This is a genomic window from Limosilactobacillus albertensis (assembly GCF_014145555.1).
GTDB classification, from domain to species: domain Bacteria; phylum Bacillota; class Bacilli; order Lactobacillales; family Lactobacillaceae; genus Limosilactobacillus; species Limosilactobacillus albertensis.
Genome location: NZ_JACIVD010000044.1, coordinates 19,294 through 36,216, shown reverse-complemented (window position 1 = coordinate 36,216; position 16,923 = coordinate 19,294). Strand labels below are relative to the sequence as shown.

Sequence of the window (16,923 nt, the reverse complement as noted above, 5' to 3'; positions counted from 1 at the left end):
ACTTTCTTTTTCAAATCACTATTCTTGAAGATGGTAGTTATAACTGGCAACAATAATATTTTCCCGGGAATTTAATAATGCACGCAGGCGAACACTCGTCTGGTTATGCAATGCTAACTGCCATGGGTGCTTAGGGATAAACTGTGGTACGAGGACAGTGGTAGAATAATTTCTTGCCTCAGCTCGTTTAGCAATTACATCCACAAACCGTAATGTCGGTTTAGCAATTGACCGATATGAAGAATGAATATCTACGAAACGGACATCTGGGTATTCTGCTTTAAATTCATTTGCCGTCTTGTGTTCCTTTCCCGGATTCTCATCAAAGGAAACATGCATTGCAATGACATAATCACCAATTGACCGTGCATAGTTAATCGCACCACGTGTTACCCGTGTCACATTACCAACCAGCACAATGACCGTTGCGCCATCATAATCGTGCAACTGAACTTTTGTCTTTTCAGCCACCCGTAACTGCGCAGCCACTTTTACATAATGACGGTGAACAGCATGGAACATCCAAAGGAGAAGCGGCATGATAATTAGGTATGGCCAAACATTAGCAAAGTGCTGCCAAAAAAGGCAAACGACAAGAACAAAGGAAATCAACGCCCCAACTAAGTTAATGAATGCTTTTCCTAACCAGAACCCTTCCCGTTCTCTGAACCAATGGATAATCATCCCTGATTGTGACAATGTAAACGGAACAAACACCCCAACAGCATATAATGGGATTAACATATTAGTTTGACCATGGAAAATCAGGATTAGAATGATTGCCCCAACGGCTAATGAAATAATTCCATTAGAGTAGCCTAACCGGTCTCCTCGATCCATAAATGCATGTGGCATGTACTTATCCTTCGCCATATTAAAAGCAAGAATTGGGAAAGCAGAGAACCCAGTATTAGCAGCCACAGCTAAAATCATTGCTGTTGAAAGCTGTAAAAGGTAGAAACCTAAGCCATGTCCACCAAAAATCTGGGCAGCCATCTGTGAGAGAATTGTTGTCCGTGAGTTTGGTACTACACCAAGATAAAAGCTAAAGAAGATAACTGCGATAAAGAAGAAGGCTAAGATAGCACTCATAATCGCTAACGTTGTCGATGCGTTTTTCTCTTTTGGCTTATTAAAGTTTGGAACAGCATTACTTACCGCTTCAACCCCGGTCAACGATGACGAACCCGCTGAAAAAGCCCGAATCAGTAAGACAAATGACATTCCGGAAACAGGGGTACCATAATCAACAATTGCCCGATAATGAATATGACCGGTTACAATATTGTATCCACCCCAAATTACCATAATAATCATCATGATAACGAAGAAGTAAACAGGAATAGTTAAAAAGTTTGCACTCTCGCTCATTCCCCGTAAGTTCATAAACATAATTAATAAGACAATGATAATTCCAAGGGGAATCGAAAATTTGTATAATGCTGGAATTGCTGAAGTAATAGCTTCAACTCCTGATGTCGTTGAAACGGCAACCGTCAGCATATAATCAACTAATAATGAACCACCAGCAAATAATCCCCCGTTGCTTCCCCAGTTACGAGTAGCAACCACATAGGCGCCTCCACCACTAGGATAAGCATGAATGATTTGCTGATATGATAACGTGATCGCTAACAGGAGGATCAGCACAATTGCCGCAATTGGAATTGAATACCAAATTGCCGCTGCAGATAATGTTACCAGAACAGTCGTAATTTGTTCTGGTCCATATGCAACTGACGATATCGCGTCAGATGAAAGCATTGCTAATGCCTTAAATTTGGTTAAGTGTGTTTGCCCTTCATCAAGGGTCTTTAACGGTTTCCCGATTAAAACACGTTTCAAATAGCGCCACATACTATTTCTCCTTTAATTTTTTACACTTTTTAAATAGGTGACAATACTACAATTTATTAACTGAATTTGCAACCTACAAATATGTTTATTAGTCTTTCTCTGGCATTTTCACTTTGGCATTTACTTTTTCCGCAACCGGATCGACTTTTTTCATTCGACTTGCAACTGCCCAGCGATAAAAGGCCAACGAACAAATAATAATAACAACAAAATCCCATGGATACTTTAGCCAATCTCTACCGCCAAAGCCTTCACTTCCAATGAAAGAAATAATTGAAATAAAGACAAGGTAAGCAAGCATCCAGTAGCTATTGCGAAGATCACGTAGTCCAGATGCATGACGATATTTAATCTCATAATAGAGGTAAATCGGCAATCCCAGTAAAATTACGCCAATAACTTGAACAGTAGTTGGCCACATTGTCCAATAAATTGAAAGGCTCGTCAAGACAAACGCGAAGGGGGCCAGCCAAGTCATAAATTGGGGATGAAATGGGCGTTTTAAATTGGCATTCATTTTACGTAATGAAATAACGGTTACTGGGCCAGTAAGATAGGCAATTAATGTCGAACCAGTAATTACTGTTGCTAGCAGGCTCCAATTTCTAAACAAGCTCACCATAATAACCGCCAAAATTAAGTCAACAACCATTGCAAAGCGGGGAATCATATAGCGCCGTTCTAATCGCCCTAACCACTGTGGCAAGTGGCCGGTGTGGGTCATTGCTGCCAGTGCCCGTGATGCAGTAGCAACAAAAGCGACTCCGGTTCCAAATGGCGACACAAAAGCATCCATATATAGTAAAATAGCTAACCAGTTCATCCCAAGCAAAATGGCGATATCCGCAAACGGTGAAGTATAGTTAATCCCGTGCCATCCTTTTTGTGCCAGCAAATTAGGATCAATTGCACCAATAAAGGCAACCTGTAGCATAACGTAAATCACTGCTGTAATTATCATTGATATCAAAACACCGCGAACGATATTTTTATGAGGATGAATCATTTCTCCCCCCATATTAATTATCGTCTGAAACGCATCATATGACATGATAATCCCCGATACAGCAGCTGCCTCAAAGATTGAACGACTACCATAAGGCATAAATGTATTTACACTATGGCCAAAATTTCCTGGATGAAAGCCAGCAAAGATTAGCATGGCAACCGTTAATGTCGGCAACAGAACTTTAAAAATTGAAATTAAATTAGTAAAACGTGTCATTAACTTCACTGACCAAAAATTGATCAGTGTAAACACAAGCATAAAGATAAATACCACTAATAATCCTGGTGTCGTGATATTACCATTTTTCATAAAATGATGAGTCCAATTCGCCCATGTCCACGGCCAAGAACTCATATATTGGACTGACGCCACAGCTTCCATCGGGACTAAAGTTATTAATGAAATCCAATTCGCCCACGCAGCGATAAATCCTAATAGAGGACCATGACTGTACTGAGCGTAACGACTCATCCCCCCGCTTTCTGGAAACATCGCCCCTAGTTCAACATAAGTAAGAGCGATGCTAATAATAATTATTGCTCCTAAGATCCATGAAATAATTGCTGCCGGTCCCGCAACCTTTGCAGCGGTTCCTGCACCAAAAAGCCATCCTGAACCAATCAAGGAATTTAGGGCAAGCATTACTCCAGAAAATAGAGTTATCTTCTGGAACTTCATTTTCTCCATTTTTTAGTTCCTTTCAATTATAGTTTTATTAAAAATTAATACTCATTTACTTTACCACAATTTAAGATTTTTAGATTAGTTTTATAGTTCAATAACTTTCACTGGATTGCCATATTTCTTTACTATTTGAAGTAAATCCGTTACCGCAAGAACTATGGTAGCGGTATTATCATTTGGATGACAGCCAATTTTCTGCCCAGATCTAAGAATATCAGTGTCAACAATAAAAGTAACCTGGTGTTCTTCATCATTTATCAGATTAAATGGGGAAACCGCCCCGCTGGTAATTTGCAATTTAGCCTTTAATTCTTCTGGTCGGGCAAATGAAAAACGACTGGTTGCCAAACGCTGCTTCAGCTTTTTCATATCAAGACGCTTATTTTCTAGCAGCGCCACTAAATAGTACCCGGCTTTATTTTTTAAGAACAGGTTTTTTGTGCGAATAAAGTGGTAGTTTTGCACGTACTTATCAGCTGCTTCCGCTGTGTAAACCGGTGGATGGTTAATGGTTTGATAATCGATTCCTTCATTGTCTAAATAAGTATAAATAATTTTTGCCTGTGTTTTCATTTTTTCTCCTAAAATAAAAAAAGATTCTAACATCTGAATGAGTTCAAACGTTAGAACCTTTCCGCCCACAAAATTAAAATTTAACCAGGTGAGATGATATTACATCATACCGCCCATGCCGCCTTGTGGAGCTGCAGGAGCTTGGTTATTAGCATTTGGATCTGGCTTGTCAGCTACAACTGCTTCAGTAGTAAGAAGCAATGCTGATACAGAAGCAGCATTTTGAAGAGCGGAACGTGTAACCATTGTTGGGTCAACGATACCAGCCTTAATCATGTCTTCAAACTTACCGTCCGCTGCGTTGTATCCAATGCCTTCTTTTTCGTTCTTTAATTCATTAACAATAACTGAACCTTCAACACCGGCGTTTTCTGCGATTTGACGAACTGGAGCTTCAAGAGCAGCCTTAACGATATTAATACCAGTTAATTCGTCACCTTCAGCGTTAATCTTGTCAAGAGCAGGAATAACGTTGATTAAAGCAGTACCACCACCAGGAACAAATCCTTCTTGAACGGCAGCACGAGTAGCGTTCAAGGCATCTTCAATCCGGTACTTCTTTTCCTTTAATTCAGTTTCAGTTGCGGCACCAACCTTAACAACTGCAACACCACCAGAAAGCTTTGCAAGACGTTCTTGGAGCTTTTCCTTGTCAAAGTCAGAAGTAGACTTAGCGATTTCTTGCTTAATTTGGTCTACCCGTTCTTGGATAGCTTCCTTTGAACCGGCACCGTCAACAATTGTAGTAGCGTCCTTAGTAACTGTAACCTTGTTTGCTTGACCTAATTGATCAACAGTAGCGTCCTTAAGACTCATACCAAGATCGTCAGAAATAACAGTACCACCTGTTAATACGGCAATATCTTGAAGTTGGGCCTTACGACGGTCACCGAAGCCTGGAGCCTTAACAGAAACAACATTAAAGGTACCACGGATCTTGTTCAAAACAAGTGTTGGCAATGCTTCACCAGTAATGTCATCAGCAATAATCAAGAGAGCACGGCCTTCTTGAACAACTGATTGAAGCAATGGCAAAATATCTTGAATGTTACTAATCTTCTTGTCAGTGATCAAAATGTATGGGTTGTCAAGGTCTGCTTCCATCTTGTCGTTATCAGTTACCATGTATTGTGACATGTAACCACGATCAAAGCTCATTCCTTCAACAACGTCAACGCTGGTATCAACTCCACGAGAGTCTTCAATGGTAATAACACCATCATTACCAACCTTTTCCATCGCGTCAGCAATTAACTTACCAACTTCTGGATTAGCAGCTGAAATAGAAGCAATTTGTTCAATATCATCCTTGGTCTTTACATCATGAGACATCTTCTTTAATGCTTCAACAGCAGTCTCAGTAGCCTTGTCAATACCACGACGAATACCAACCGGGTTTGCACCTGATGTAACGTTCTTCATTCCGGCATTTACAATTGCTTGAGTTAAAACAGTAGCAGTAGTAGTACCGTCACCAGCGATATCGTTAGTCTTTGAAGCAACTTCGGAAACAAGCTTTGCACCCATATTTTCAAAGTGGTCTTCTAATTCAATGCTCTTAGCGATTGTAACACCATCATTAGTAATAGTAGGTGTACCATAGCTTTGTTCCAAAACAACATTCCGTCCCTTTGGACCCATTGTTGTCTTAACAGTATCTGCTAATTTGTCAACACCACTGAGCATTGCGCTCCGTGCGTCTTCAGAAAACTTAATTTCTTTTGCCATTTATGTCACCTCAAAATTAAATTCATTTTTAAAAGAGACGATGAAAGAATTATATCCTCTTGTCTCAAACTTTTAATTTGTATATTTAACTATTCAACGATTGCTACTAAGTCCTTAGCATGAACAACTAAGTACTTTTCACCATCATATTCGACTTCGTTACCTGCGTACTTGTCAAATAATACGCGGTCGCCTTCCTTAACAGCTGGAGCAAGCTTTTGTCCGTTTTCTAAAGTACGACCTTCTCCAACGGCAATAACCTTTCCAGTAGTTGGCTTCTCCTTTACATTGGAAGCAAGGACAATTCCACCAACTGTCTTTTCTTCTTCAGTTTCAGCTTTTAGAACAACGCGATCTCCTAATGGTTTTAACACGTTAATCCCTCCATCTTGTTAATAATTTTATTTTTAGCACTCAAAACCTCTAAGTGCTAACCACATGTTTAAATATAACATGTTCTCCCCAAAATGCAACAGAAACACTTTGACTTTTTTTGACCATCTATTAAAAAGAATAAGATAAAAGCTTTTTGGATGTATAACTATTAACAAAATAGTAGATAAAAAGCATTAGTTTACCGCTTTTAGTAAACCAATGCTTGATAATTTTATTCAACTGAGTCTTCAGTATAGTTTTTAATAAAGTAGATCAACGTTTGAAGTTCGTTTGTTAAATCAATATTTTGAACTTGAACATTCTTCGGAACAGATAAACGAACTGGCGTAAAGTTAAGGATACCTTTTACACCAGCCTCAACTAATTGGTCGGCAACATGCTGAGCCTTAATACCAGGAACCGTTAAAATAACAACATCAATTTGCTGTTCTTTTAATTGCTTTACCATATCCTCAGATGGGTAGATAGGAATACCGCTCTTAACAGTATTTGCATATTCCGGCTTAGTATCGAAAGCAGCACTAATCCGTAAATTAGTGTCTTGATGGAAGTTGAAGTTTAACAAAGCACTTCCTAAACTACCAACCCCTACTAAGGCAACACTAACTAATGAGTCTTGATGTAAAATCCCCTTGAAAAACTTTAATAAGCTCTCAACATCATAGCCGTATCCCCGCTTACCTAATTCACCAAAATATGAAAAATCACGACGAATAGTTGCAGAATCAACTTGAACAGCTTCTGAAAGTTCAGTTGATGATACCCGTTGCTTATTTGCATCCTTTAATACATTTAAATAACGGAAATATATCGGCAACCGTTTCGCAGTTGCGCGCGGAATTTTTTTATTTGCCATTCTACTTTTGTTCCTCCTAAAACAGTCCTCTTTAGCCTAAGTAGCCAACTAATTACTAGGCCTTAATAAGGACGACATTACCAATCTTTACTTTGTGAAATTTAAGTCTGAGTATATTCTAGCAATTAAACCTTTTTTTGTGAACTAAAATACAAAAATATTTTCAACTTTTTATTTAAAATTAAAATCTGCTAAAATAAAACTGTATCAAATTCAAGTAATTAAATGAGGTTTCAATATGTTACTTTTACAGACAAATGACGTTGTACGCCGATTCGGCGCGGACGTTTTATTTCACAATATGAACATGCAAATCCAGGAGCATGGCCGGACTGCCCTCGTTGGTCGTAATGGTGCCGGTAAAACAACCTTGTTAAAAATGATTGCCGGGATCACAGAACCGGATGAAGGAACTATTACTAAAGTTAAGGACCTGACAATTGGTTACCTTGCCCAGGATCAAGGGCTGGATAGTCAAAATAGTATTTGGACAGAGTTAGATACTGTTTTTGCTCCTTTACACAAGATGGAAAAACAGATTCATGACCTAGAACAACAACTCGCTGACCTTGATAGTTCCGATAGCAATTATCAACAAATTCTTTCTACGTATGATAATCTGCAAACGACCTTTAAAAAGCAAGGCGGTTTTGAATACGAATCTCGAATGCGCGGAATCCTACATGGTTTTGGCTTTGGTGAAGATAGCTATAACACTCCGATCAATTCCCTTTCAGGAGGGCAAAAAACTAAACTAGCCCTTGCTAAAATTCTCTTGCAGGCACCAGGGCTATTAATTTTGGACGAACCGACTAACCACCTTGATATGAATGTCCTCTCATGGCTAGAGGATTATCTCAAGAGTTACCAAGGAGCATTGCTAATTGTTTCTCACGACCGTTACTTCCTAGATCGGGTTGTTAGCGATGTCTATGATCTCGATAATAAAACTTTAACTCACTATACTGGTAACTACACGCAATTCGTTAAGCATAAACAAGAAAGACTGCAAGCTGAATGGAAACACTATGATCAGCAGCAAAAAAAGATTGCTAAGCTCGAAGACTTTGTCAATCGAAATATCGTCCGTGCTTCTACCACCAAGCGGGCACAGGCGCGGCGAAAGCAATTAGAAAAGATGGAACGACTTGACCGTCCTGAAACTGATGATAAGTCGATCCACTTTCAATTTCATTCTGAAAAGGATAGCGGAAATGAAGTTCTTGACGTAGAACAGGCAAAAGTGGGCTACAATGAACAGGTGCTTGCCGGCCCGCTGTCATTTAATGTCCGAAAGCCACAGCGAGTTGGTATCATTGGTCCAAATGGTATTGGTAAGTCAACCTTGCTTAAATCAATTCTCCATAAGATTCCCTTAATTAGCGGTAACATTAAACTTGGTGCTAATCTTGACATTGGCTACTACGATCAGGAGCAACAGCAATTACACCCTAATAAAACCGTTCTTGAGGAAGTGTGGGATGATCATCCAGAAGTACCAGAAAAGGATATCCGTTCACTATTAGGTAGTTTTCTCTTTGTTGGGGATGACGTTTACAAAGTCGTTCATGACCTATCGGGTGGTGAAAAGGCGCGCCTAGAGTTAACCAAGCTATCATTTAAAGCGATTAATTTTCTTATTCTTGACGAACCGACTAACCACCTTGATATCGACAGTCGGGAAGTCTTAGAAAATGCAATTAACGAATTTAGCGGCACTGTTCTATTTATTTCACATGACCGTTACTTTATTAACCAGGTTGCAACTGATATTTTGGCAATGGAGCATGATGGTATTAAACATTATGAGGGCAACTATGACGATTACTTAATTGCCAAAGAAAAAGAAGGTACAAATGATGCTGCTCCTGCTAGTGCTGCCAACACCGGCAAGACGCCAGCTGGCAAGCAATCTTACCAGCAAAGCAAAGAGCAGCAGCGTGCCCGGCGGAAGATCCAGCGCCAGGTTGATGATTTAGAACAGCAGATGGCAAAATTAGAAGAGGAACAAACCACTATTCAGGAACAAATGAGCCAGCCAGAAATTGCGACTGATATCGGAAAATTAACGGACTTACAAAAGCAGCTTGATGAATTATCAGCAAAATCAGAAGAAGTAGAATTGGCATGGACAGAAGCTGCAGAAAAGCTAGAGGAATTTGATAAAGAAAATTAAAATAAGGACTAAAAAATGACCAAAATTGGCTAAAAAGCTGATTTTGGTCATTTTTAAACTCCCGCAAGAATTGTATTGAGAGAAGCCGAATTAATTTCCAATCTCTATTCTATTTTTGTCTAAACTTGCGGGTATTTTCCGCCAAATGAACAAGGTTACGCAAGAAATCATGAGTTGAGGCCTCGTAGTTATACTTTTTACCTAATTCATAAATGTATCCATTAATATAGTCAACTTCCGTGGGGCGGTTTTTACTCATGTCTTGATACATTGATGGATAATGGAGCGGATTAGTAACTTCACTGACGTACTTAATTGTTTGCCATTCTTCTTCACGGGTACTTAACAGCTGGACACCTGCACGTTCTGCAACATCAAATGCTTCATTAATTAATTGCTTACCAAGTTTTTCTGCGCCGTCATAATCAATGAACTGCCTCATTTGAATTTCAAAAAGGGTACAAATAGTATTAATAACTGAATTAAAGACTACCTTTGTCAGCAAAGTGCCAGCAAAATTATCATTAAGATGCGGATTAATATTAGCCGTTGTAAAATCAGCGACAATATCCTTTACACGGGCATCAGGTTCGCCAACTTGGGGCGCTAAGTTAATTGAACCAGCACCTGGTTTCCCAATAAAATCAACGTCCCCTGCCTTATTGAGGACCGTTCCGATTAAACAAGTACCGGCAACGACGTGTTCTTTAGGAAAATATTGGTTAATCTTTTCAATATGCCCCATTCCATTCATTCCGGAAAAGACATATTGATGGTCAGGGTGAAAGAAATGTGCGCTGCGGTTCAGCAGGTCACTAAGCGTCATTTGTTTTGCAAAGACAATAAATACATCCGGGTCGCCATCGTACTCTTCAGGTGAATAAATACTAATCGGTACAAGGCGACGGTTTTCATGATCGCGAGAAACATACACGCCCCCTTGTTCCTTAATCGTTTCAACCTGTGGGGCCCAGTTATCAACAAAATCAACTTTCGCACCGGCAAGTTCTTGAAGGAGCACACCAAAGCGCAATCCCATTGCACCTGCACCTAAAACAGTATATTTTAACGCCATAATTTTTCCTCCTTTTAATTAAAAAGATTCAACTTAGCAATTCGCTCAACAGCTTCAACTAATCGCTCCGGTTCAATCAACAGTCCGATCCGTACGTAGCCTTCGCCGTGTGTTCCAAAGCCATTACCTGGCGCCACTGCAACACCGGCTTTATCTAATAACAGATCTGCAAAGCTTTCGCTGGTATAACCGGTTGGAACCGGCATCCAAGCATAGAATGTACCTTGGGGAACAAATGCATGCCAGCCAATTTTTTCTGCAGCATTAATGAACGCATTCCGCCTTTCTTCATAACGAGCAACAATTTTTGCAATCGCCGCATCTCGTGCCGGTAGCGTCAGGGCATCAATGGCCGCTTTTTGTAAGGCGGGAAAAAGACTAACAAATAAATGATCTTGGATAAGGTTTAATGCTTCAATAATATCCTCATTACCGACCGCAAAAGCAATCCGCCAGCCAGCCATGTTAAAAGTCTTAGAAAAGGTATAAAATTCGATTCCCACATCTTTAGCACCTGGTGTTTCCATAAAACTAACAGGAGCCTGACCGTCAAACCCGATGGCGCCGTATGCAAAATCACTAATGATTCCCACATGGTACTTTTTCGCCCAAGCCACTAACTTTTGATAAAACGCAGGCGTTGCAACTGCCCCTGTTGGATTATTAGGATAGTTAAGGTAAAAGAACTTAGCGCGTTGGGCAACTTCGTCTGGAATTGCATCCAAATCTGGCAAAAAATTATTTTCTGCTAGCAAGGGGACGGTCGCAAACTTAACTTTTCCTAAAGCCGCTCCTGATAAATAGTCTGGATAACCAGGATCCGGAAGAAGCAGGGTATAACCAGGATCCGGAAGAAGCAGGGTATCGCCAGGATTCATCAATGCCCATGGCAACTCCACTAAGCCGATCTTTGAACCGCCCAAGATTGCCACTTCTTTTTCCGGGTCAAAACTAGCCCCGTATTTTTCATGATAAAACTTTGCTGCTGCTTCCTTAAAAGCTGGCAGGCCACGAAAGAGCGAATATTTATGTGTTTGGGGATCGGCAACCCATTTTTGTGTACTCTTGACAATATAGTCTGGTGTCGGTTTATCGGGATTACCCTGACCAAGATTAATAACATCCACGCCTTCTGATACTTTTTTATTAACCTTCGCAACTAAATTTGCAAAAAATTGTTTAGGCAGCGTATCTAGTAATTTAGACTGTTCAAAATTCATTGTTCTCATTTCCTTCCTAATGATAAAGTTCTGGACGCCGATCCTTAAATACCGGGATTGGTCCGCGTACTTCTGCCAGCTTTTCTAAGTCAATTTCGGCATAACATACTTGCTCATCTTCTCCCCCATCACAGATAATATTTCCAAGAGGATCGACAACTAATGAGTGTCCATTAAAGTCATTATCTAAATCGGTGCCAACCCGGTTAACCGCAACAACAAAGGTCTGGTTCTCAATTGCACGGGATTGAAGCATTATCTTCCACTGCTTAATCCGACTGCTAGGCCATTCTGCTGGAAAATATAAAATATCAGCGCCGTAACGGGCAGTCGTGCGGACCCATTCCGGAAAGCGCAGATCATAGCAAATAAAACTCGCACTAGGAATTCCAGCTAACACAAAGTGACTTTCCTTTACCCCTGCCTTCAAATATTGATTTTCATCCATTAAGCCAAATAAATGAACCTTGTCATAGGTACCGATTAATTGTCCGTTTTTGTCATAAATATAACTCGTATTATAAAAAGAAGTTCCACGACTGATCGCGACTGAACCACCAACAATATTAATTTTATTCTCAAGCGCTAACTTGCTAAGAAACTGCTGCGTCTTTTGACCGTTATTATCGGCAATATCTTTTAAATCATTTAATGCGTAACCGGTGTTCCACATCTCCGGCAAGACAACAATATCTGCATGGTGATTAGCAGCTGCTTTAATCGCTTGCGCCGCTTTTTGATAGTTTGCTTCTGGTAATCCTAATTGAATATCCATCTGCGCCAACGCAACTTTTCGTTTCATCACTTTCACCTCCATAAAAAAATACCCATCCTTAACAAAATAAGGACGAGTATTTTCGCGGTGCCACCTTAATTTACTACCCACTCACATGGATAGCCTCAGGAAGTTCATGTCAAACTTCGATAATTGATAACGGATATCAGCCGCTAACCGCTTAGTTATCCCTCACGATTACTGTATTTTTTAAGACCATCTTCAAAGTATTTTGTAATTTTCTCTCACCAGCCGAAAACTCTCTTAATACGCCATTGCTTTTACTCATCTTAAACGATTTATATTTAACTGTTGCCCGTATTCTAATTTAATTTTAATTATTTGTCAATCATTTTTTAATTAGCAATGAAAAATAATTGGACTTGACAAAAGCTCATTCTCCCGCTTAAAATTTTAATTGTAGATAAAAGTAGGTCAGCCCAGGAACGATAGCCATCGACTGCAAGCCATCGCCAGTACCGAAACCCTGCTACGACTTTAATAATTTCTAATAATAAAATAATTTAAAAGTGTAAAGCGCGTCTTTAAACGAGAATGGTACCGCCATAATTGGTGTCTCGGTTAAGGACGCTTTTTGTTTTCTGAAAGGTGTTTGCCATGACTCATAAAATTCAAAAAGTAGTTGTCAAAATTGGAACCAGCAGCCTTGTCCTTCCCAATGGAAAAATTAACCTTCGAACAATCGATCAACTCTCATTTACCCTTGCGACCCTTAACAACCAAGGTTACCAACTTATCCTTGTTTCTTCAGGAGCAATCGGAGTCGGTCTCGCTAGTTTAGGATTAAAAGAACGCCCTGCAGCAATTGAAGAACAACAGGCCCTCGCATCTATCGGTCAAGCAGCTTTAATGAGAATCTACTCACAACGATTTTTAGATTATCAAACTCATGTGGCACAGCTTCTCCTTACCCGCGATGTCCTTGCTTATCCCGTTAGCCGTCAGCATACGCTTAATACAATCACCACCCTGCTTAAGCAAAATGTTATTCCGATCGTCAATGAAAACGACCCTGTTTCGGTAGATGAGCTTGACCACCATACTACATTTAGTGATAACGATGAGCTTTCTTCACAGGTAGCCGTTGCAATTGATGCGGACCGGTTAATTGTTCTTTCCGATATTGACGCTCTCTATGATAAAGATCCACATAAATTTAGTGATGCTAAAATTATCAATAAGGTTCCCATCCTAACCCCAGAAATTAAAAGTGCCGCAAGCGGAAGCAGTACAAGATTCGGTACAGGTGGAATGGTAACTAAATTACGGGCAGCGGCGACAATGATGAAAGCAGGCAAACAAATGATTCTGTGCAACGGTCGCGACCCGAAAATTCTCTTTGATATCTTTGACGGACAGACTATCGGAACCTGTTTTGGCAAATAGGAGGTCATTATAATGAATCAGGATTTAATTACTATTGGAAAAAAAGCCCAAAATGCAGCAAATAAACTAGCTTTAATGGACACAGCGACAAAGAATAAAGCATTGATTCAACTTGCTGATGACTTAATCAAAAATAAGGACACGGTCATTGCCGCAAACCAGCAGGACCTAGCTAATGCTACAACAATGCCTGCTAAATTTACCGATCGTTTAATGGTTAACGCCCAGCGGATTGAAGATATGGCTAATGGTCTTCGCTCAATCGCTGACTTAAATGACCCAACTGCACAAATTGATAAGGGCTGGATTAGCAAAGATGGCTTACAAATTCTTCAACGCCGGGTACCATTAGGTGTAATCGGGATTATCTTTGAAGCGCGGCCAAATGTAACCGTAGATGCAACCGGACTAACATTTAAAAGCGGTAATGCTGTTATTTTGCGTGGCGGAAAAGAAGCTTTACAGACTAATACGGCCTTAGTAAAAATTCTTCGCGAGTCCTTGCAAAAGCAGGAATTACCGGTTGATGCCGTACAGCTCATTACCGATACCAGTCATGCGGTTGCTGATGAAATGATGAAGCTTACCGACTACATCGATGTTTTAATTCCGCGTGGTGGTCGTAATCTGATTCAACGAGTCGTAACAACTGCGATCGTTCCAGTTATCGAAACCGGGGCGGGTAACTGTCATATCTATATTGATAAAGATGCTGATTTAACAATGGCAACCGATATTACCGTCAACGCAAAGGTGCAGCGTCCTTCTGTTTGCAATGCCGCCGAAAAGTTACTCATTCATCGTGACGTTGCAACTAAATTTCTGCCTACTATTGCCCAAGCTTTAATTGATCACGGGGTCCAATTACGGGGAGATACTGATGCTCGCAAATTAGTACCGGCTATTCATCCCGCAACCGATGAGGATTGGGCAACGGAATATAATGATTTGATCATGACGGTTAAAATTGTTGATTCGCTTGACGATGCAATTAACCATATCAATCACTATAGCACCCACCATTCCGAAGCGATTATCACCAATAACATCACTCGGGGACGTTACTTCCAGCAAGCAATTAATTCTGCCTGCGTTTATGTCAATGCTTCTACTCGTTTTACTGATGGTGGTGAATTCGGTTTTGGCGCTGAGATTGGTATTAGCACGCAAAAGCTTCATGCACGGGGACCAATGGGGCTGCAACAATTAACAACAATTAAATATGAGATTACTGGTAACGGTCAAGTCCGCAAATAATTTTGGAGGTTTTTATAATGAAAGTTACAATCATTGGCGTCGGCAACATGGGAAGCGCAATTATTAAGGGATTAACCCACACTCAAAGTTTTACTCTTAGTGCAATGAATCCGGTTAATCCACGTGTTGCTAAGCTTGCAGAAAAACTTGATTTTAAACTCGTCAATACAAGCAGTGAAGTTGTTAATCTCTCACCTGATGTTGTGATTCTGACAACGCCTGCACCGGTAACAGCAGCCGTTGCAAAAGACTTAGCCGTTCTTAATGATGATACTATCTTTATCTCTGCTGCAGCTGGTATCACTCACGAAACACTAAAAAAGGCCCTTCCTAATAAAGTAATTGCTAATATCATCCCTAATACGCCAGTCGAAGTTAATGCCGGAACAATTGGTCTTGCTTTACCTGCTGAAATTCCAGCTGAGGCACTTTCAAAGGTTATGACCGTTTTAGATAGCCTTGGCGATGTAATTGAGGTTCCAGAACGGCAACTAGATATAATCGGTGTTGTCGGTGGTTGTGGCCCGGCATTTGTTGATGTAATGATGGATGCGATGAGTGATGCAGCTGTAAAGCATGGTCTTGACCGCCAAACGGCATATGAAGTTATCGCTAGCATGGTAAAAGGAACTGGAACACTTGCTTATGATAGTAAACTTGCTCCCTCCCTCTTACGTGACCAGGTAACATCGCCAGCCGGAACAACAATCAAGGGCGTCGAAGCCTTAGAAAAATACGGTTTCCGTTACGCCATCATGGATGCTGTAAATAAAGCAAACGGTGAAAAATAAAAATTTAGGAGAGAGATAAAAGCCAACTCAGGGCCTATTATTCCTCTCCTATTTTTTATGGAAAAAACTGTTTAATTATTATCGTTAATCCGTTCAAACATCAACCCTGGTACTGCATTTAGGTCTAATCCCGCGCGATCACCATGTTGATAGTTAACATAACCGGCTGCCCCAATCATTGCCGCATTGTCACCACACAATTTTAGCGGCGCTTGAAGCATCGTTACATCAGGATGATATTTTTTCATATCATGGTCTAAACGAGCCCGTAATCCATGATTTGCAGCTACTCCCCCTGCTAATACCAGTTGCTTTACCGGGTAATCATCTAATGCCCGCATCGTCTTTTCAGCAAGAACATCAATTACACTTTGTTGAAAACTAGCAGCAAGATCATATTTATTTAATTCTTCACCACGTTGGTCAGCATTATGAACCGTATTGATAAAAGCGCTCTTCAACCCGCTAAAACTAAAGTCATAGTTTTCCTCTTTTTCCATTGCACGGGGAAAATGGAAGCTGTCCTCACCTTTTGCAGCCCATTCGTCAATTGTTTTTCCAGCTGGATAATTAACGCCTAGTACACGGCCGACCTTATCATAAGCTTCACCAGCCGCATCATCACGCGTTTCGCCAATGATTTGATATTCATGTTCTGCTAGCATATAAACCAGTTCCGTATGTCCGCCAGAAACCAATAACGCCATTTGTGGATATTTAAATTCACCAACATAGCGGGCAGCATAAATATGTCCTGCCATATGGTTAACTGGAACTAACGGCAAGTCATGAGCCCATGCAATTACCTTTGCTGCCGTCACACCAATTAACAATGATCCGACTAATCCCGGACCATACGTTACCGCAACAGCATCTAGGTCATCGTAGTCTACAGCCGCTTGTTCCAGGGCTTCATCTGTACACTTGGTAATTTGCTCAATATGATGGCGGCTAGCTACTTCAGGTACTACTCCGCCAAAACGCTGGTGGCTATCAATTTGCGTTGCTACAATATTTGAAAGAATTTTCGTGCCGTTTTCAATTACTGCAACACTTGTTTCATCACAGCTTGATTCAAACGCTAAGATTAATGTGCGTTCAGTCATAATAAATTACTTT

The 16,923-nt window shown here is 40.4% G+C and carries 14 protein-coding genes and 1 other annotated feature; of the genes, 4 read left to right on the top strand and 10 right to left on the bottom strand.

Features of this window, described 5'->3' with window-relative positions; genetic code table 11:
- Window positions 1–18: 18 nt before the first annotated feature.
- From kimA to H5S41_RS00895, 6 genes are all read right to left on the bottom strand, one after another.
- Window positions 19–1,857: a potassium transporter KimA gene (gene kimA / locus H5S41_RS00920; protein WP_153710057.1), complete on the bottom strand. Its 1,839-nt coding sequence runs from the start codon at window positions 1,855–1,857 to the stop codon at window positions 19–21.
- An 88-nt stretch (window positions 1,858–1,945) separates the two neighbouring features.
- Window positions 1,946–3,553 (bottom strand): APC family permease, encoded by a 1,608-nt coding sequence (locus H5S41_RS00915; protein WP_182601677.1) that lies wholly within the window; start codon window positions 3,551–3,553, stop codon window positions 1,946–1,948.
- 81 nt (window positions 3,554–3,634) lie between these two features.
- Window positions 3,635–4,123, bottom strand: coding sequence for a prolyl-tRNA synthetase associated domain-containing protein (locus H5S41_RS00910; RefSeq protein WP_231833046.1), 489 nt, complete (start codon window positions 4,121–4,123; stop codon window positions 3,635–3,637).
- Between the two features lie 99 nt (window positions 4,124–4,222).
- Window positions 4,223–5,851 carry a chaperonin GroEL gene (gene groL / locus H5S41_RS00905; RefSeq protein WP_153710054.1) on the bottom strand — a complete coding sequence of 543 codons (1,629 nt, stop codon included), beginning with the start codon at window positions 5,849–5,851 and terminating at the stop codon, window positions 4,223–4,225.
- Between the two features lie 89 nt (window positions 5,852–5,940).
- A complete protein-coding gene (gene groES / locus H5S41_RS00900) occupies window positions 5,941–6,225 on the bottom strand; it encodes a co-chaperone GroES (RefSeq protein WP_163705040.1) in 285 nt (94 codons plus the stop codon).
- A gap of 233 nt (window positions 6,226–6,458) precedes the next feature.
- A complete protein-coding gene (locus H5S41_RS00895) occupies window positions 6,459–7,103 on the bottom strand; it encodes a redox-sensing transcriptional repressor Rex (RefSeq protein WP_153710053.1) in 645 nt (214 codons plus the stop codon).
- 238 nt (window positions 7,104–7,341) lie between these two features.
- Here H5S41_RS00895 and H5S41_RS00890 point away from each other — a divergent pair, with 238 nt between their 5' ends.
- Entirely contained in the window at window positions 7,342–9,279 is a 1,938-nt protein-coding gene (locus H5S41_RS00890; protein WP_182601672.1) for an ABC-F family ATP-binding cassette domain-containing protein, read from the top strand.
- Window positions 9,280–9,388: 109 nt separating this feature from the next.
- Here the strand turns inward: H5S41_RS00890 and H5S41_RS00885 are convergent, their stop codons facing one another.
- Genes H5S41_RS00885 through H5S41_RS00875 form a run of 3 tightly spaced genes read right to left on the bottom strand, consistent with a single transcriptional unit; the run spans window position 9,389 to window position 12,376 of the window.
- The gene (locus H5S41_RS00885; RefSeq protein WP_182601669.1) at window positions 9,389–10,354 is read right to left on the bottom strand and encodes a ketopantoate reductase family protein; all 966 of its coding nucleotides are present in this window, start codon (window positions 10,352–10,354) and stop codon (window positions 9,389–9,391) included.
- Window positions 10,355–10,368: 14 nt separating this feature from the next.
- Window positions 10,369–11,574, bottom strand: coding sequence for a pyridoxal phosphate-dependent aminotransferase (locus H5S41_RS00880; RefSeq protein ID WP_182601668.1), 1,206 nt, complete (start codon window positions 11,572–11,574; stop codon window positions 10,369–10,371).
- Between the two features lie 16 nt (window positions 11,575–11,590).
- Window positions 11,591–12,376 carry a carbon-nitrogen family hydrolase gene (locus tag H5S41_RS00875; protein ID WP_182601666.1) on the bottom strand — a complete coding sequence of 262 codons (786 nt, stop codon included), beginning with the start codon at window positions 12,374–12,376 and terminating at the stop codon, window positions 11,591–11,593.
- Between the two features lie 38 nt (window positions 12,377–12,414).
- Window positions 12,415–12,650: a binding site (T-box leader), on the bottom strand.
- A 317-nt stretch (window positions 12,651–12,967) separates the two neighbouring features.
- On the opposite strand from H5S41_RS00875, the gene proB reads away from it, so the two are divergent.
- Genes proB through proC form a run of 3 tightly spaced genes read left to right on the top strand, consistent with a single transcriptional unit; the run spans window position 12,968 to window position 15,804 of the window.
- Window positions 12,968–13,756 (top strand): glutamate 5-kinase, encoded by a 789-nt coding sequence (gene proB / locus H5S41_RS00870; RefSeq protein ID WP_182601664.1) that lies wholly within the window; start codon window positions 12,968–12,970, stop codon window positions 13,754–13,756.
- 12 nt (window positions 13,757–13,768) lie between these two features.
- Window positions 13,769–15,013 (top strand): glutamate-5-semialdehyde dehydrogenase, encoded by a 1,245-nt coding sequence (locus H5S41_RS00865; RefSeq protein ID WP_182601662.1) that lies wholly within the window; start codon window positions 13,769–13,771, stop codon window positions 15,011–15,013.
- A 17-nt stretch (window positions 15,014–15,030) separates the two neighbouring features.
- Window positions 15,031–15,804, top strand: a complete 774-nt coding sequence (proC, locus tag H5S41_RS00860) for a pyrroline-5-carboxylate reductase (protein ID WP_182601660.1) — start codon at window positions 15,031–15,033, stop codon at window positions 15,802–15,804.
- Window positions 15,805–15,875: 71 nt separating this feature from the next.
- Here proC and tsaD read toward each other — a convergent pair whose 3' ends face one another.
- Complete coding sequence (tsaD, locus tag H5S41_RS00855; RefSeq protein WP_182601658.1) at window positions 15,876–16,910, bottom strand: tRNA (adenosine(37)-N6)-threonylcarbamoyltransferase complex transferase subunit TsaD; 1,035 nt, start codon at window positions 16,908–16,910, stop codon at window positions 15,876–15,878.
- Window positions 16,911–16,923: the final 13 nt, after the last annotated feature.

Excerpts from the sequence above, each read along its gene's own strand:
- kimA (WP_153710057.1), bottom strand. The coding sequence starts at position 1,857 with ATGTGGCGCTATTTGAAACGTGTTTTAATCGGGAAACCGTTAAAGACC.
- H5S41_RS00915 (WP_182601677.1), bottom strand. The coding sequence starts at position 3,553 with ATGGAGAAAATGAAGTTCCAGAAGATAACTCTATTTTCTGGAGTAATG.
- H5S41_RS00910 (WP_231833046.1), bottom strand. The coding sequence starts at position 4,123 with ATGAAAACACAGGCAAAAATTATTTATACTTATTTAGACAATGAAGGA.
- groL (WP_153710054.1), bottom strand. The coding sequence starts at position 5,851 with ATGGCAAAAGAAATTAAGTTTTCTGAAGACGCACGGAGCGCAATGCTC.
- H5S41_RS00895 (WP_153710053.1), bottom strand. The coding sequence starts at position 7,103 with ATGGCAAATAAAAAAATTCCGCGCGCAACTGCGAAACGGTTGCCGATA.
- H5S41_RS00890 (WP_182601672.1), top strand. The coding sequence starts at position 7,342 with ATGTTACTTTTACAGACAAATGACGTTGTACGCCGATTCGGCGCGGAC.
- H5S41_RS00885 (WP_182601669.1), bottom strand. The coding sequence starts at position 10,354 with ATGGCGTTAAAATATACTGTTTTAGGTGCAGGTGCAATGGGATTGCGC.
- H5S41_RS00880 (WP_182601668.1), bottom strand. The coding sequence starts at position 11,574 with ATGAATTTTGAACAGTCTAAATTACTAGATACGCTGCCTAAACAATTT.
- H5S41_RS00875 (WP_182601666.1), bottom strand. The coding sequence starts at position 12,376 with ATGAAACGAAAAGTTGCGTTGGCGCAGATGGATATTCAATTAGGATTA.
- proB (WP_182601664.1), top strand. The coding sequence starts at position 12,968 with ATGACTCATAAAATTCAAAAAGTAGTTGTCAAAATTGGAACCAGCAGC.
- H5S41_RS00865 (WP_182601662.1), top strand. The coding sequence starts at position 13,769 with ATGAATCAGGATTTAATTACTATTGGAAAAAAAGCCCAAAATGCAGCA.
- proC (WP_182601660.1), top strand. The coding sequence starts at position 15,031 with ATGAAAGTTACAATCATTGGCGTCGGCAACATGGGAAGCGCAATTATT.
- tsaD (WP_182601658.1), bottom strand. The coding sequence starts at position 16,910 with ATGACTGAACGCACATTAATCTTAGCGTTTGAATCAAGCTGTGATGAA.